The sequence below is a fragment of the Paenibacillus zanthoxyli JH29 genome (assembly GCF_000520715.1).
Lineage (GTDB): Bacteria > Bacillota > Bacilli > Paenibacillales > Paenibacillaceae > Paenibacillus_AQ > Paenibacillus_AQ zanthoxyli.
Genome location: NZ_ASSD01000122.1, coordinates 1 through 15,767 on the forward strand (window position 1 = coordinate 1; position 15,767 = coordinate 15,767).

Sequence of the window (15,767 nt, forward strand, 5' to 3'; positions counted from 1 at the left end):
GTGGACGGAACCAAAATCGAGGCGAACGCCAATCGCAAACGTCATTACCGAAGCCAAAACTGCGACGGCTGCCCGCTGAAGGAACGTTGTACAAAAGCGGCAGGAAATCGGGAAATGGTCGTCAGTTTGGAACGACTGCGGTATCAGAAACAGGCTCGGGAAATTCTGCGAAGTGAGGAAGGTTACGCCTTGGCCGTACGTCGAATGACGGAGCCCGAAAGTGTATTTGGACAACTGAAAAACAACCGGGGCTTCCGGCGATTTCTGCTTCGCGGCATGGAGAAAGTGACGCTTGAGGTCGGGTGGCTTTCCCTTGCCCATAATGTACTAAAACAAGCCGCAGTGGACCAAAAACGCAAAACAGCGATTCTCCAATAACCGGAGAATCGCTGTTTTGCTGACTTTTTGCGTTTTCTAGAATGAAGAAGAACTGTCTCTGACTTTGAAAATCTACTTATGGGACAGCTCCATTTTCAAGCAATCAAGCGGATCTTACAGCTCCGGATGCTCGTGCTTCGCTTTCAGGCGGCTCCAGCGGCGCTCTACTTCTTCCTTGAAGCCGTTCAGCGCAGCTTCGTTCTCTTCCTTAAGCAGATGCTTGGTTTTACCCATGCCTTTGAGCCATTCGGTAACGTCTACGCGTTTTTCCTTTTCTTCCGGATTGTACGTAATCGTGGTAACGCCTTGCTCCACTTCATACAGCGGGAAGAAGCAGGAATCGACAGCCAGGGATACCAGCTTGGTGCCTACATTGTCTTCGGTCATCCAATTCAGCGGGCAGGCAGACAAGATTTTGCCGTATACAAGCCCTTCGTTCTGAGCGTACCATTGGGCTTTGGCGGCTTTCTTCACCAAATCCTGCGGGAACGCTTCGCAGCCTGTGAACACATAAGGAATATTGGTGGCAGCCATAATTTGCGGAGTATCTTTATGCTGCGTCACCTTACCATTTTGCGTCTTGCCGATGCTGGATGTCGATGTGCGGTGACCGATCGGCGTCGAGTACGATTGCTGTGCACCCGTATTCATGTAGCCCTCATTGTCATATTCCAGAACGATCATCTTATGTCCGCGAAGCGCGGCGCCGATTGCCGGCCCCATACCGATGTCCATGCCGCCGTCGCCGGTAACCATGACAAAGGTAAAGTCGTCTTTCAGGTTCAGATGATCAAGCTCGCCGCGGCGTTTGCGTTCCCAGAACATTTCAACCACACCGGACATAGTTGCGGCACCACTTTGGAACAGGTTATGGATGAACGTCGATTTATGCGACGAATAAGGATAGCCGGTCGTCGTAACAAAGGCGCAGCCTGTGTGGTACAGAGCAACGACATCTCCTTCGATGCCTTTGAAGAACAGCTCCAGGCCGGAGAAAATACCGCAGCCTGGGCAAGTACCGTGACCCGGGGACAAGCGCTTCGGTTTAACGGTCAAGCTGCGCATTGGCGGAATCTTAACCTTGAGTTTGCCTGTTTCCTCATCCTTGTCCACAGTAATCAAGCCTGTCTTGAGAGACTCGAATTTAAGCGGTTTGATCACACGCTTCGGCGCGCTTTCGGCAACGCCCGGATTGTGGCCGTAATAATCGAAAGGTACTTTCACTTCACCGGTTTCCGCTGCCTCAATAGCCATCTCGAACAGGCTGTGGCCGTCTTCGGCAAAGAAGTCCTTGCCGCCGACACCGTAAATCCGGCTGATTACTTTCGTTGTTGTATTGCCGTAAGTGAACAGAGCCGCCTTGATTTCGTTAACCATGTTGCCGCCATGCGCTCCGAAAGAATCCGCGCGGTCACCGACGGTGATGGCTTTAACGTTCTTCAGCGCTTCGGCAATTTGCTTCTGCGGGAACGGACGGATCATGTTCGGCGAAATGGCGCCGGCTTTAATGCCTTTCTCACGAAGCTGATCGACAACGTCCTTGATGATCTCGGAAGCGGAGTTCATCAAGAATACCGCAACCTCGGCATCTTCCATCCGGTACTGCGACAGGATCGGGTAATGGCGGCCTGTCAGCTCGCCATATTCTTTGGCGATTTCTTCGAATACTTCCGCAGCATTGTACATCGCCACGGATTGTTGGTATTTGTTGTTGATATAGTCCGGTTCGTTCATATAAGGGCCGACGGAAATCGGATTCTCACGGTCCAGCGTATCGTCATAACCTTGCGGTTGAGGTCCGATAAAGCTTTGGACATCTTCACGGTTCGCAATCGCTTGGACGCGGCGCTTCTGGTGAGAAGTAAAGTATCCGTCCATCGCTACCAGCACGGGCAGGCGAACCTTGGCATGCTCGGCCAGCTTGATTGCCATGATGTTCATATCGTATACGGACTGTGGATCCGGGCACATCAGGATCGGCCAGCCGGTGTTCAGCGCATAATACAGGTCGGAGTGATCTCCATGAATGTTCAGCGGTCCGGAAACGGAACGGCAGATCAGGTTCATGACCATCGGCATCCGCGTGCCGGATTGAACCGGGAGCTGCTCCAGCATGTACAGGTAGCCTTGGGCACTTGTCGCGTTAAATACGCGGCCGCCTGCGGTGGATGCGCCGTAACAGATGCCCGCAGAGCTGTGCTCGCCGTCAGAAGGCACCAGCATGATGTCATGCTGTCCGCTGGCTTTCATGGAATCGAGGAATTGCGCAACCTCCGTGGACGGGGAGATCGGGAAATAGCCCATCACATGATAGTTGATTTGATGCGCAGCGTAAGCCGCCATTTCATTGCCGGATTCATATAAAAACTTCTGCTCCACCTTGGCGGAGCCGACTTCTTTTTCGTAATCGATAGCCATTAGTGTTCCACCTTTCTCTCGGGATTTAGATCTGGTTTACAAGATCAAAAGTGTGCCGGACCGTATTAGCTTCCGCGAAGCCTTCCTTCTCACGCGAACGGGAGAGTGCGGAGGTCGGGCAGGCTTCCACGCATTTGAGACAGCCTTTACAGTATTGATAATCGATCCCTTTCAGGAACATCATCGATTTGCCTTTTTTATTGACCTTTTCTTCCCAAACGAAGCACATATCCGGACAAACCGTGTCGCACTCCGCGCAGTTGATGCAGGACTCGTTGTCATATACCGGCACAAGCCCGGAACGGGAAATGCTGAGATCTTTCAGGAAGCTTGTTCCCGGATTGGTGATGGTGCCGCCAATCGGCTGGGTTTCGTATCCGAGCGGCGAAATGTCGGACCGTACAAATTCCGGCATGCTCTCGCCTTCCGGCAGCTCAAACGTTTGGAACTTCACTTCATTGTAGCCGCGGTCGAAAGTCGTGATGGCCGACTGAACCGCTTGAGGGTATTTCTTGCCGAGCGACTTCTCGATAACGTTCTTCATTGTATTAGGATCAAGGAACGGACAGAGACGGAACAGACCGCCCAGCATCGCCATGTTCACGCGGTTCTTCTCTTCCAGCGCGATAATGGTCGCATCGACAACAGCGATTGTGCCCGCAGTTACGCCAAGAATTTCCTTCAGCTCTTCGGGAGATTTCGCTGAGTTGATCAGCACGGTGCTTTCTGCGGTAATGCCGCTTGTTACATTAACAATCTTGCCCATGGCTTCGTGGAACACGGCAACGACATGCGGCCGTTCAACCGGCGAAGTATCGCGGATCGGCGTATTCAAATCGCAGAAACGGATATGCGCTTTAACCGGCGAACCTTTCTTCTCCGAACCATAAGACGAGAAGCTGACGCCATTCAAATTCGCGCCTACTACCCCTGCTTCAGCCAGCATTTTACCGGCAAGGTTCGCGCCGAGACCTCCTATGGATTCGAGACGGATCTCGAAAAACCCAAGTTCGTTCACTTTCGGTAATTGTACCACCGACATAACCCCTTTCCTCTGTGTCAGCTAGGATAACATTCTCATTGACTTTTTCAAAATTGTACCCTGATTCTACATCAAGCGAAGTGATAAATCTTGCACAAAATGACTTAAGAGAATCATAAAAATTTATAAATCGCAATTGATTCTCTTATATGCGACAGGGCTGCGTAACAGAAAGAGGAAGAAAGCTTCCATAGAAATCGCTAAATGTGTACAAAAGGTGTCTTTCGGTTGCCTGTGACATTTGTTACCTTTAATCTAGCAAAATAATCTAAAATTTTATGTTAAATTCATCACATCCATAATGATCAAAATCACATTATATGAAAGAAAAAAATAATGGCATGAAAAATTCTGAATCTCACAAAAAAAAAACTCTCCCCAAGGCCGCAAAAGCCATCGAAGAGAGTTCATTTTTCACCGTTTTTCTGTAGTCTTCGAAAATGAAAGTAATGCAAGATGATTTTCACAAAAATATCAAATATTTTTAGCCGAATTTTGCTGCCTTATTCCCGGTCTGCCGGCATATGTTCCTTAATCAGCTCCTGCTTCCGGTTCCAAACCCTCTCACTAAGGTTAACCCGGTACACCTCCGGATTTAATTTCCGCAAATATTCCGGCCAGAACAAGCTCAGCTGCTCCTTGTGGTAGCGGCGAATCTCGTCCAGCCCCGGAAGAGTATATACTTGAAAGCCGTTCACAAAGATCGGCTCCAGCATCGGCAGCGCCTCATAGCGGTCAACTTTCTTCTGCAAATAGGGATGCAGCGGATTAAACAGCTTCAGCGGGCGGCCGCTTTGCAGGGCGTCCTCGCCTGGAAAACAGATATAGTCAGCCAAGGCCCTTCCGCTCGTTCCGATAATGCGGTATACATCCTTTTTACCGGGCGTGGACACCTTCTCAGGGTTGGAGGATATCTTAATGGTCGGCACCATCTCCCCATCCTTGGATTCGATCTCCACCAGCTTGTACACGCCGCCCAGAGAAGGCTGGTCGGATGCGGTAATCAGCTGTGTGCCGACACCCCAAGTGTCAATGGCCGCTCCCTGCAGCTTCAGATTGGAGATCGTGTTCTCATCCAGATCGTTGCTTGCGACGATTTTGACGTACTGAAGTCCCGCTTCATCCAGCATCTTACGCGCCTGAATAGACAAATAGGCCAAATCTCCGCTGTCCAGCCGGATCGCATTCATGCGCTTACCTGCGGCTTCCAGCTTCTTGGCTGTCGCAATCGCATTCGGCACGCCGCTGCGCAGTGTATCGAACGTGTCAACAAGCAGCGTGACTCCATCAGGCAGCACCTTAGCGTACGTATCGAAGGCTTCCTGCTCGCTTCCGAAGCTCTGTACCCAGGAGTGCGCGTGAGTTCCCTTGGCAGGAATGCCGAACATCCGGCTTGCCAGCATATTGGACGTCGCGTCAAAGCCGCCGATATACGCTGCACGGGTGCCCCAGATCGCCGCGTCGGCTTCCTGAGCTCTCCTTGTGCCGAACTCAAGCAAAATATCGTCCCCAGCCACCTGCTTGATCCGTGACGCCTTCGTTGCGATCAGCGTCTGGAAATTCATGAAATTAAGAATGGCTGTCTCCACAAGCTGGGCTTCCATAATCGTGCCCTCCACCCGGATCAGGGGCTCTTCCGGAAACACCAAAGCGCCTTCCTTCATGGAATAGATCGTGCCTTGGAAGTGGAACTGCAGGAGATCCTCCAGGAAGGCCGGAGCATAATTCTCTTCCTGCTCGGACAGATAGCGGATGTCTTCCTCTGAAAACCGGAGGTTTCTGACATAATTTACGATCCGTTCAAGGCCGGCAAATACGGCAAAACCGTTGCCAAAAGGCAGCTTGCGGAAATAAGCTTCAAACACGGCGCGGCGCTTATGGGTGCCGTTCACCCAATGGGCGTACATCATATTAATCTGATATTTATCCGTATGCAAAGCAAGCTCTCTGTTCAACTCGTCATCTCCTGTCGTTGCCGCACTGTTCATGTATAGGCGGGAAAAGCGGCTGTTCGCCGCTCCTCATCTCATCAAGATATATGGTTATAATGACCTTGCGTCTTTAACCACTTTGGCGCCCAGACTTCCGGCAAAATGCCCCAGCGCCCAAGAATGTCCCCCCGGATTGAAGCTGGCTACGGCGTCCTCATGCACAACAATCGAAAAGCCTTTATTATAAGCATCTACTGCGGTATGTAATACGCATATATCCGTACATACACCGATCAGGTGCAGCTCAGTAATCCCCCGCTCGCGAAGCTTCAGTTCCAGGCCCGTGCCGCAAAAAGCGCTGTAGCGGGTCTTGTCCATCCAGTAGATGTCATCCCGGCGGAATTCATATACATCCTTCAGCCTTCCGTACAGCTCCCTTCCTTCGGTTCCCCGAAGATTATGGGGCGGAAACAGCCAGCTCTCCGGATGATAGGCATCATCCTGCTCATGCAAGTCCACGGCCATCACCACAAAATCGCCGTTCACTGTAAATTCCTCCGTCAAACGGCAGATCCTTTCCTCGATATCGATCCCCGGCTGTCCCACCGGCAGGCTGCCGTCGACAAAATCCTTCGTATAATCGATTACGATCAGCGCTCTCATGCAAGCGTGCCTCCTCCTGATTCATCTCAGCTTCTCCCCCAGGGCCAAACCAAGCTCAAGCTTACGTATAAATGGACAGCAGCGGCTGATGATCGGTAAACATATACAGCTGCGCCGGACGCTGGGAATATTGGTTGGAGCTCAGCGGATTACCGTCCTCGTCCCGCACTTCCTGCAAAATGCCCTGGCGGCTGCGTGTGGAAGTGATTTTACGGATAAAGTTCGGCTCCTTGAACTCCGGCACCACGGTCTGAATGACCTGATACAGCTCGCTTAGCGTAAAATGACGCGGCAGGAACTGCTTCGCAATCGTGGTCTGCAGCATCTGCTGCTGAATGCGCAGGTAGGCTTCCGAAATGATGGCGTGATGGTCAAAAGCCAGCTCCAGCTCTTCCAGCGCTTCCTGCAGCGTAAACAGGCCAACCTCTCCCGCATCATCCGAAGCCTGTCTTTGCTCAAGCATCCATTCCTCAACCAGCGCAAAGAAAGCATGGCTGATAATCCATCCGCGCGGGTCTCGTCCCGGCGTACTGTACACCCCCAAGTATTCCAGGTGGCCGCCATCGACCCCCGTCTCTTCTTTTAATTCCCGCTTAGCCGCATCATATATCGACTCGTCCTCCTGGCAAAATCCGCCCGGAAGCGCCCACATTCCCTCGCAAGGCCACTTCTTTCGCTTAATCAGCATGACTCTCAGTTCACGGATCGGAAGCGTCTTGGTGACGGTCTTTCGCTCGCGTTTCGTTAAGGTAAACATGACGATATCGGCCGGAACACCATCCGGAGTGCGGTATTTTTTGGCGTTGTAGCGTTGTTCCCCGTTCTGGCTCACCATAAATCCATCCTTTGCCGCAGCTAATTTAGTTGATCGTATCCTTAGATGTTACCAAACCTAAACTTCGAAAATCAACAACCTTGTATCATAAAGTTACATATTCCATTCTAGTGGCGCCTCAGATGGCTTTTGTGGCCGGAGAAAGGGCTTTTACCATTTTTGCAGAATTGTATTTATACACCATTCAAGGGAGAATCGATATGGAAATCATTGCGCTGCGAATTCCCGAATTCATTGAGCAGGAAGATTTGGAACTGCTAATGACCAAAGTAAGCGAAGAAAAAAAAGAAAAACTTTTAAAATACCGGCGTTCGGAAGATCTGTATCGTTCTTTATTGGGAGAACTGCTCGTCCGCGTCACGGCTTGTCAATATATCGGCTGCAAAAATGGAGCGCTCCGCTTTGTCTTTAATCATTACGGCAAGCCTTCGCTTGCGGATGATCCCGGCTTTTCGTTCAACCTCTCCCATTCCGGCAATTGGGTTGTCATCATCTGGGACCAGCGGCAGCAGGCGCTTGGGGTGGACGTTGAGGAAATCAAGCCTGTACATATGGAGATTGCGGAACGTTTTTTTGCGGAAACCGAATATCGCGATCTGATGATGAAGCAGGGTAAGGATCGGTTGGAATACTTCTTTCGTCTGTGGACCCTTAAAGAAAGCTATGTTAAAGCCATGGGGAAGGGACTGTCTATACCCTTTAATGATTTTTCACTAGTGCAAAAAGGGGATAATGAATGGTTCTCTCCGGAAGCACGCCGATTCCACTTTAAAAGCTTTAAAGCCGATGACCGGCATTCCCTTTCAGCTTGCGCCGAAACGGAAGACATTCCGGACCAGTTCAAGCTCATGCCTTTTCCCGCTTTATGCCGGATGTTGGAGGAAATGTAAAAAGCCATTGCTCTCTGTGTACATAGAACAATGGCCAACGTGATGTCGCTCTGCGCGTTAAAGATGAGACTGCTTCAGGATCTCCAGGAAAGCGTCAATTCTGTTCTTCACATGATTGAATGCATAGTTGTTCCGGTCCATAAAATCCACATTAATGGTTAAGTATTTGATCTTCTTTTCCCCGCATACTTCCCGCAGCATCGGGCTTAGCGCCAGCATATTCCGGCAGCCCCACGCATTGGAAATGACGATGCCGTCAATCCCATAAGTGTCGCATACCTCGGCCAAATTGGCCTGAAACCTCTCCATATGCCAATGATATTCGATGGCCCTTTGGGCAATGCTGCGGTAAGGATCGTCCGGGTCGAGCTTCATCATATTGCTGTTCCAGAGCGGAGCCCAAAAAATGACCTCCACTTCCTTCTCCACATACTGCATGATTTCATGCGAACCGTCCGGGGCTTGTCCCGCCCAGAGCACCCGCTTCCCGCTTCTTTTGTTCTCCGGCTTTTTGCTCATCTCTAACGCTTCCTGGTACAACGTTTTGCATAATTGCACATTTTCCGGTATTCCGAAAGCGTTCATTCCGAAGATCTCCAACATTTCTCTTGCAACACCCGGCAGCCGGTAGTCCCGTAATAATTCCAGCGTCTTGCAATAGTACTCTCTGGCTTCGTTGGAATGACCGACAGTTCGGTCAAGATCCGCTTCGTTAAACTCCATATTCAGCGCCGCCGCCATGTCCTTCATCAGCCTTCTCTGCTGCCCGGCCAGATAATCCAGCGTATCTTCGTTTAATTCCGTCGGCGTTGAAATTGAAAAGAACGGACTGCGGTAATTTTTGCTGGTGATATTGGCCAATTTGCTCAAGCAATCACAGGGCTGGTCATTGGCAAGTACGATATCCGGATTCGGATAGCAGTTGGCCATGATAACACCCAACGATCCGCGCAGAAAAGAACAAATATCCCGGGAAACGTTATTCTGCTGCGTCAGATTGATGAACGAATCCGCACACCCATGCTGGGCTAAAAGAATAGCCATCGATTCGATATTCCACGGAATCATCCCCAACGCGTACACCAGCTCGTTGGGAAACTGCTCGACGACATAGGCAACCTTCGAATCCGGCTCATAAGCTTTGGAGAGACGGTAAGCATTAAGCAGCGACCGAATCCGGCTTGCCTTCAAGTTCGTGCTGCTGGACAAATCCTGGATACGGCAGGCCTCCAGCACCTCCGACATATTCCGGTACTGCGACTTGCGGTCGCTGTCCGTAACTTCAAATAGATTCATCGGCGTCTCCTTTCAGAACATCCGGGTTTCAAGAAAGGTCTGAACCCGCGTCTTAATGCTTTGAATATTGGACATTTGCTGCTCGCCTTCAATAAACAAGACGGAAATACCCTGCTGCTGCAGACGGCTCATCACGTAGGGATAGTCCATAAGGTAAATATCGCAAAATTTCAATGTGAAATAGATCACGGAATCGGCCTTGTAAGTCTCGATAAGGTCCAGCAAATGGTTCAGGCGGATATCCGAGTCGTACATTCGAGCACAGGTCGCTTTTTCAAGATAGTAATCGGCGATTGCCGTAAGAGGGTCTTCGTTCTCCTCAATGCGGCCCTCCGCATATTTGATGCCGATGCTCGTATCTTCGCAGACAATCCGCGCTCCGGTCTGTTCGATGATTTCCACCAGTTCGGGCTGGTCAAAATAGCTGCCGCACACTAAGACGCGATGCGGCTTCGCCTGCGGTTCATTGCGCGCTTCTACGTCATCCAGAAATCTCGCCAGTTCCCGGTTAAATTCTTCCTTGCGGCCCGCGGTTGCGGCCTTCATGATTTGCAGCGCCTCCATGCCCGTCACCGGACTACGGTCCGACTGTCTAAGCTTGTACAACCGCTGGAGCAGTGTCCGCGTTTCGTTGTGAAGCGAAATGGAACGCCGCAGCGCTTCGCCTGTGATCTGGATCTGATAATGCGATTCCAACGCCGCAACCCACTTCTTGAGCTGGAGTCTGAAATAGGCTTTGGATTCCGGCGTAATCACCTTTGGAAGCTCCAAAAAGTAGGTAAACGGCGGATTTAATTGTTTTTTCCATGCTTCGTACAGTCTTTTACGCCAATCGCATTCATCGACAATGACCATTCCGTCGGCAAAATCGTAAATCCCTTCAATGCCCTCGCTAAGGGAATGAAGCAAGTACGAGCAAAAATTGCTGCAAAGCATCGAGCCGGCTTCCGAAGTGTTCTGCGCAAACTCTCCTGTAATGCGGAAAGGAACCAGACCCGCCGCATCCAAAATTTCTTCGGGCGTATAGATCGACAGCCAGCCAATAGCAGGTCTGCCCGCCGATTTAACGAATTCGGCTCGGTTCCGGTTCATCAAAGCAAAGATTTCCGCTTGCTCAATCATATCGCTCCTCCTGTTTCACATTATTGGCAGTTCGGCTATGCATCCGCAGCTTGCGAATGGATAACGTGAATCCTCTTCCATCTGCCGCTCCTGAACCGGACAGTGACGAGACCCAGCATCAAGAATGTATAGATCAGCAAATCCCACCATATCCAAATTAACGGGCGGCCATGGACAACACAAATCCAGTAAGGGAAAACAAGGTAAAAAATTACCGGCATCGTCAAATAAACCACCATAATGAAAAAGGTGTCGCCGATCGACTTCAGCACATTGGTAAGGAGAATGACCATCGTATCGAACGCAATCCATACGGATGTGATCCGGACGAGCGGAAGGGCCGCCTGCTTGATGTGCTCAAACATCCCCCGGTTATCGTGATCCTGGAAGATCGAGATTAGAGCGACGGGCAGCACGTTGAACAGAACAATGATCAAGGCGCTGAAGACCAGGCTCAGCATGATTCCTTTCCTTACCACAGTTGGAATCCGCTCCGACCGACCTGCCCCTCTCTCCTGAGCCGCTACAATGCCAACGGCTGTGCCAAGCCCCAATACGGGAAAGATGGACAGACCTTCAATGGTAAAAACAATGTTGGCGGCAGCCAGGGATACTTCGCCAATCCCTCCGATAATAATCAGCAGCAAGCTGTAATAGCCTGTCTGAACAAAAGCCTGAATTCCCGCAGGAAAACCAAAACGGATCACTTTCAGAATGGCTTCCTTATCCGGCCTGAAATTCCGGAGACTGCCGAAGCTGTCCTTGTATTTAGGCAGAAAGAGCATGGCCAGATAAATAATGAGGGTAAACAGGCAGCCTACGATTGTAGCCGTGCCCGCTCCGTTGATGCCGCCCATTTCGGGAAAACCGAGATTGCCGAAAATCAGCAGCCAATCGAGTGCAATATTACACAGGTTACCGGCGATTGCCGCAATCATAATGATCTTGGTGTCGCCTACTCCCCGAAACAGTCCTGAGACGGAGGTTGAGAACAATTGCACGCAGCTTGACAGCAGGATCAGATGAAAAAATCTTTTTTCATAGACAAGAAGCTCGCCTGTATGTCCCAACATGTCGAACATTAACGAAGTCCACGGCGAGAGCAGCAGCAGTACGGCCGAAAATAGGATACTCAGATAAACCCCTTGCCACATGGAGGATGCGCATCGTTCGTACTTACCCGCTCCGTAATACTGGGAAATGAGGGTAGAGACAAAGGCGATCATTCCGATGAACAAATTCGCGATAGCCGTTGCGGTGTTTCCTGCGGGAAGCGTGGCCGCAAACTCGACCAGATCATACCTCGCCACAAAAGCCCGGTCGGCAAACACCATAATGTTCATGGAGAACATGGACAGGATGATCGGATAGGTAATGCCGATAATCGAACGATACGTGATATCAGGTGATAAAGTTTTCAAAGGTTACTCCTCCATTTGCTTGCAAATCAGGCGATAAAAGCGGCCCCGATCGCACCCGTAACCTGCGGGTAACTGGTCACGTTTACCGGTTGTTTCAGAATGTCTTCAAGCGCGCTGATCACGCCGACATTTTTGGCAACGCCTCCGCTCATCCCCAGCGGCCCCTGGATACCGACGGATTTGAGCAAGGCGACGGCTCTTGTGGCGATAGAATCATGCACGCCCCGAATGATATTGGGAGCCGGTGTTCCGACCGCGACAAGGGAGACCACTTCCGTTTCCGCAAATACTGTACACATGCTGCTGATTCGCGCCGAGGTGTCCGCTTCGCGGGAAAGTTCGCCCAGGTCCTCCAGCTTGACATTAAGCGCCCGGGCGATAATATCGAGAAATTTGCCGCAGCCGGCCGCGCATTTGTCATTCATCATGAAATTGACCACACCGCCGTTTTCGTCGATTTGAATGGCTTTGCTGTCCTGTCCGCCGATATCAAGAATGGTCCGGATTTCCGGATTAAGAAAATGCATGCCTTTGGCATGGCAGATAATTTCCGAAGCGTTCTTATTGGAAAAAGGCACATTTTCCCGTCCATATCCTGTCGTCACTACGACGTCGACGTCTTGCTCCGACAATCCCGCCTTTTCAAGCACATTGCGGTAAGTGATTTCCGCGGAGGCTCTGTTGTTACCTCCCGTATAAACGACATCATAGGCTATAACTTCCTGCTTGTCTTTTAGAATCGCCGACTTCGTGGACAGCGATCCGATATCGATTCCCACTGATATCATGGAAGACATCCCCTTTGCATTAATATTATTTTGTCTCCGTTCATACGCCCGTGCGGATTGTCCGGCATTACTCTGGCAGCGCAGCGTTTAGCTGAATGGCTGAAGATTCCACATGCTCATGATCAAAGATTGAATAATGGTCCCCCTGTAAAGCATACATCTTTAGCGTCTCGCAATACCGGCCCCATTCCGGAAGCTCCGGAATCGGCGAGCCGGTGGCGGCGAACAGATGGACAGGCGACGCCAGATGACGGTCAGGCTCATACTCCGTTCTCGCCGCATGCAGACTCCGTATCGTATTGAAGGAGCATAACCATTCGCGAAACGGGGCTTTGGAGACACTCAGCGCCGGAACCTGCCACTGATCCGCTATCGTCCGCCGAAAAAGGCTGGAGTCGATGCCGCCTTCCTCTTCCTGATCGGCGAATGTCCGCCATAATTCGTCCAGGCTACGGCACTGCGCAAGCCGGTTCTTGTCCACCTGGGACACGGCATACTTCGACAGCCATTCCAGCTCTGCTTGCAAGGTAAGGCTATCCTGCGATTCGGCCGGGTAATATCCCGGCGGAGGCGGATCAAACAGCCCGCAAAAGGCGACTTCGTGACCGCCGGCTTCCAACTGGCTCGCCATCTCAAACGCAATCGTTCCTCCTATTGACCAGCCGGCTAAATAGTAGGGCCCCGATGGCTGTATTTCCGCTAATCTGCCGATATAATCCCTGGACAGTTGCGGAATAGACAACGTCTGAGGAGCGCCATCACTAAATTCATTGTACAAGATTCCGTATACGGAGAAGTCGTACCGAATTCGGGCGCACAGCTTGAAATAGCCTTCAATTCCTCCGGTTCCGTCATGGATGAGAAACAATGTTCTCTTGGGTCTCACTCCCCGTCCGAGCAAAATCGGCCGGGTTCTGGCCGGGTAAGGCCAGGAGGAAGACAAGCTGCCGTTAGTCGGCGCGTTCATGCCGCGTTCCCTCCTTTTTCAAATTCGGTTGCCAGTTACCTGTTCAAGAGCAGGTCGTCTCCCAAGAGTTGCTCCACCTTCGCTGAAAGCTCTCTTACCGTAGCGGATTCCATGACATCCATAATAGAAAGCTCGACATGAAACAACTTTTCGACTTCCATCGCCACATTGATGAACAGCAGAGAGTTTCCGCCCAGAAGATATAAATTGTCGTTCATATTCACTTCACCAAGATGAAGCACTTTTTTAATCAACTCCGCCAATTTTTGTTCCGTATCTGACTGGGGCGCTTGCTTCTCCGCACCATACAGCACAGGAGCTTCTCCCGGATCGGGCAGCGCCGCCAAGTCAACCTTGCCGTTTGCCTTCAAGACCAGGGAGTCAAGCGGAATGAACAAGGAGGGAATCATGTAAGACGGCAAATGCCCCTCCAGAAAAGTGCGCCACGTTTGGGCGCTACCTTTCCCCGCCTCTTGCAGAACAAGGTAAGCGACGATGCGTTTCTCGCCATCCCGCGTCTCATTGACAACGACCACCGCTTCCCGGATATCGGGATGGCTGATCAATACCCGCTCGATTTCCCCGGGCTCGATCCGGTAGCCGCGTATTTTCACCTGCTGGTCGATCCTGCCTAAGAACTCAATGCTCCCATCCGGCAGCCATCTTGCCAGGTCTCCCGATCGGTATAAACGTTCGTTCGGAAGAAACGAAGCGGAGCTAAATTTCTCCGCATTCAGATCGGGCCGGTTCATATATCCACGGGCCAGACCGTCGCCGCCTATCCACAGCTCACCCGCAACGCCCGGCGGCAGCAGATTTCCGTAACCGTCCATAATGTATACCGTCGTGTTCGCAATCGGTTTGCCGATCGGAACCCGGCTTCCCGTCTCCTCACTAACCTTGTGGAAGGTGGTAAACGTTGTATTTTCCGTAGGCCCGTACATATTCAGCAGAGTTAATCCGGGACAGGCTTCCCGAACCCGCGCCGCAGGCTTCACCGGCAGTACATCACCGCCTACGAGCAACGCAGTCAGGGGCTTGAACAGATCCGGCTTTTGTTCCGCCAACTGATGGAATAAGGGAGTCGTCAGAAACAGCAGATCCATTTGATGTTCCGCGATAAAAGCCCCCAGCTTATCGGCTCTCAGCAAAACATCTTCTTCCGCTACATACAGCGTTAGACCATTTAACAAGGCGCCCCATATTTCGAAGGTGGTCGCATCGAACGAAGGCGAGCCGGTCAGCAGGAGTCTCATCCCTTCCTGAAGCTCTATATATCCCCCGTTCTTCACCAGCCGGACGACATTGCGATGTTCCACCATTACGCCCTTCGGCTGTCCGGTTGAACCGGAGGTATACATGATATACGCCAGAGTGCCTGGCTTGCTTGTGTTCACCAGATTAGCGCAATCGGGCGCACCGCCTATAGCCGCTCCTTCCTCCTGCACATCGACTTCGACAACTTCGACACCCGCATACCCAGCTTCTATCCAAGTATTGCTTTGTCCCGGTGTTCCTACCTGGACAAGTACAAGCGCCGCGCCGCTGTCCCGCAGCATAAATCCGATACGCTCCGGCGGATAAGAAGGATCAATAGGCAAATAAGCGCCGCCTGCCTTCAGAATGGCAAGTATGCCGAGTATCATTTGGGGAGAACGTCCTGCCAGAATGGCCACGACGGACTCGGGGCCGATTCCCCGGCTTTGCAGCGTACGGGCCAGCCGGTTGGATCTCGCATTCAGCTCGGCGTAGGTCCAAGCCGTACCCGCTCCGCATAGCGCGATCGCGTCCGGGGTGCGGCCTGCCTGTTCCTCGAACAGCTCATGGATGCATTTGCCCGTCGGATAGGCTGCACGGATATCGTTGAATTCCTTAACCAGCTTCTCCCGCTCAGCCGCGTCCGTCATCCGCAGCTCCTTCACCCACGCATCCGGCCTTTCGGCAATGTCCTCCAGCAGATGGCCGTACATCTTCAGCAGCCGGCGCACCGTCTCCGGCCGGAACAGGTCGGTGTTG

General features: G+C 51.6%; 13 protein-coding genes. 2 read left to right on the plus strand and 11 right to left on the minus strand.

Going from position 1 to position 15,767, the window contains the following annotated elements:
* Positions 1-378 (plus strand): transposase (locus tag L691_RS27840; protein ID WP_198022977.1); only part of this gene is annotated, 378 nt, incomplete at its 5' end.
* 114 nt (positions 379-492) lie between these two features.
* On the opposite strand, the gene L691_RS0104845 is transcribed toward L691_RS27840, so the two are convergent.
* The 5 genes from L691_RS0104845 to L691_RS0104865 form a co-directional block, all read right to left on the minus strand.
* A complete protein-coding gene (locus tag L691_RS0104845) occupies positions 493-2,796 on the minus strand; it encodes a thiamine pyrophosphate-dependent enzyme (protein ID WP_025689129.1) in 2,304 nt (767 codons plus the stop codon).
* Positions 2,797-2,821: 25 nt separating this feature from the next.
* A complete protein-coding gene (locus L691_RS0104850; protein ID WP_025689130.1) occupies positions 2,822-3,832 on the minus strand; it encodes a 2-oxoacid:acceptor oxidoreductase family protein in 1,011 nt (336 codons plus the stop codon).
* A 509-nt stretch (positions 3,833-4,341) separates the two neighbouring features.
* Positions 4,342-5,826, minus strand: coding sequence for a nicotinate phosphoribosyltransferase (locus L691_RS0104855; protein ID WP_051459301.1), 1,485 nt, complete (start codon positions 5,824-5,826; stop codon positions 4,342-4,344).
* A 54-nt stretch (positions 5,827-5,880) separates the two neighbouring features.
* A complete protein-coding gene (locus tag L691_RS0104860) occupies positions 5,881-6,432 on the minus strand; it encodes a cysteine hydrolase family protein (RefSeq protein ID WP_025689132.1) in 552 nt (183 codons plus the stop codon).
* Positions 6,433-6,493: 61 nt separating this feature from the next.
* Positions 6,494-7,267, minus strand: a complete 774-nt coding sequence (locus L691_RS0104865; RefSeq protein ID WP_025689133.1) for an NUDIX domain-containing protein — start codon at positions 7,265-7,267, stop codon at positions 6,494-6,496.
* Positions 7,268-7,467: 200 nt separating this feature from the next.
* Here L691_RS0104865 and L691_RS0104870 point away from each other — a divergent pair, with 200 nt between their 5' ends.
* The gene (locus tag L691_RS0104870) at positions 7,468-8,157 is read left to right on the plus strand and encodes a 4'-phosphopantetheinyl transferase family protein (protein WP_025689134.1); all 690 of its coding nucleotides are present in this window, start codon (positions 7,468-7,470) and stop codon (positions 8,155-8,157) included.
* A gap of 57 nt (positions 8,158-8,214) precedes the next feature.
* Here the strand turns inward: L691_RS0104870 and L691_RS0104875 are convergent, their stop codons facing one another.
* The 6 genes from L691_RS0104875 to L691_RS0104900 form a co-directional block, all read right to left on the minus strand.
* Positions 8,215-9,453 carry a 2-hydroxyacyl-CoA dehydratase family protein gene (locus L691_RS0104875; RefSeq protein WP_025689135.1) on the minus strand — a complete coding sequence of 413 codons (1,239 nt, stop codon included), beginning with the start codon at positions 9,451-9,453 and terminating at the stop codon, positions 8,215-8,217.
* A gap of 12 nt (positions 9,454-9,465) precedes the next feature.
* Positions 9,466-10,575 (minus strand): 2-hydroxyacyl-CoA dehydratase subunit D, encoded by a 1,110-nt coding sequence (locus tag L691_RS0104880; RefSeq protein WP_025689136.1) that lies wholly within the window; start codon positions 10,573-10,575, stop codon positions 9,466-9,468.
* A 35-nt stretch (positions 10,576-10,610) separates the two neighbouring features.
* Positions 10,611-11,996, minus strand: a complete 1,386-nt coding sequence (locus L691_RS0104885) for an MATE family efflux transporter (protein WP_025689137.1) — start codon at positions 11,994-11,996, stop codon at positions 10,611-10,613.
* A 26-nt stretch (positions 11,997-12,022) separates the two neighbouring features.
* Positions 12,023-12,784 (minus strand): acyl-CoA dehydratase activase, encoded by a 762-nt coding sequence (locus tag L691_RS27845; protein ID WP_036735356.1) that lies wholly within the window; start codon positions 12,782-12,784, stop codon positions 12,023-12,025.
* 67 nt (positions 12,785-12,851) lie between these two features.
* Positions 12,852-13,751: a thioesterase domain-containing protein gene (locus L691_RS0104895; protein WP_025689139.1), complete on the minus strand. Its 900-nt coding sequence runs from the start codon at positions 13,749-13,751 to the stop codon at positions 12,852-12,854.
* A gap of 35 nt (positions 13,752-13,786) precedes the next feature.
* The coding region (locus tag L691_RS0104900; protein WP_025689140.1) for a non-ribosomal peptide synthetase at positions 13,787-15,767 on the minus strand (1,981 nt) is incomplete at its 5' end.

What these genes read in the sequence shown, in the direction of transcription:
- L691_RS27845 (WP_036735356.1), bottom strand. Translation starts at nt 12,784, where the DNA reads ATGATATCAGTGGGAATCGATATCGGATCGCTGTCCACGAAGTCGGCG.
- L691_RS0104845 (WP_025689129.1), bottom strand. Translation starts at nt 2,796, where the DNA reads ATGGCTATCGATTACGAAAAAGAAGTCGGCTCCGCCAAGGTGGAGCAG.
- L691_RS0104865 (WP_025689133.1), bottom strand. Translation starts at nt 7,267, where the DNA reads ATGGTGAGCCAGAACGGGGAACAACGCTACAACGCCAAAAAATACCGC.
- L691_RS0104895 (WP_025689139.1), bottom strand. Translation starts at nt 13,751, where the DNA reads ATGAACGCGCCGACTAACGGCAGCTTGTCTTCCTCCTGGCCTTACCCG.
- L691_RS0104860 (WP_025689132.1), bottom strand. Translation starts at nt 6,432, where the DNA reads ATGAGAGCGCTGATCGTAATCGATTATACGAAGGATTTTGTCGACGGC.
- L691_RS0104880 (WP_025689136.1), bottom strand. Translation starts at nt 10,575, where the DNA reads ATGATTGAGCAAGCGGAAATCTTTGCTTTGATGAACCGGAACCGAGCC.
- L691_RS0104870 (WP_025689134.1), top strand. Translation starts at nt 7,468, where the DNA reads ATGGAAATCATTGCGCTGCGAATTCCCGAATTCATTGAGCAGGAAGAT.
- L691_RS0104855 (WP_051459301.1), bottom strand. Translation starts at nt 5,826, where the DNA reads ATGAACAGTGCGGCAACGACAGGAGATGACGAGTTGAACAGAGAGCTT.
- L691_RS0104875 (WP_025689135.1), bottom strand. Translation starts at nt 9,453, where the DNA reads ATGAATCTATTTGAAGTTACGGACAGCGACCGCAAGTCGCAGTACCGG.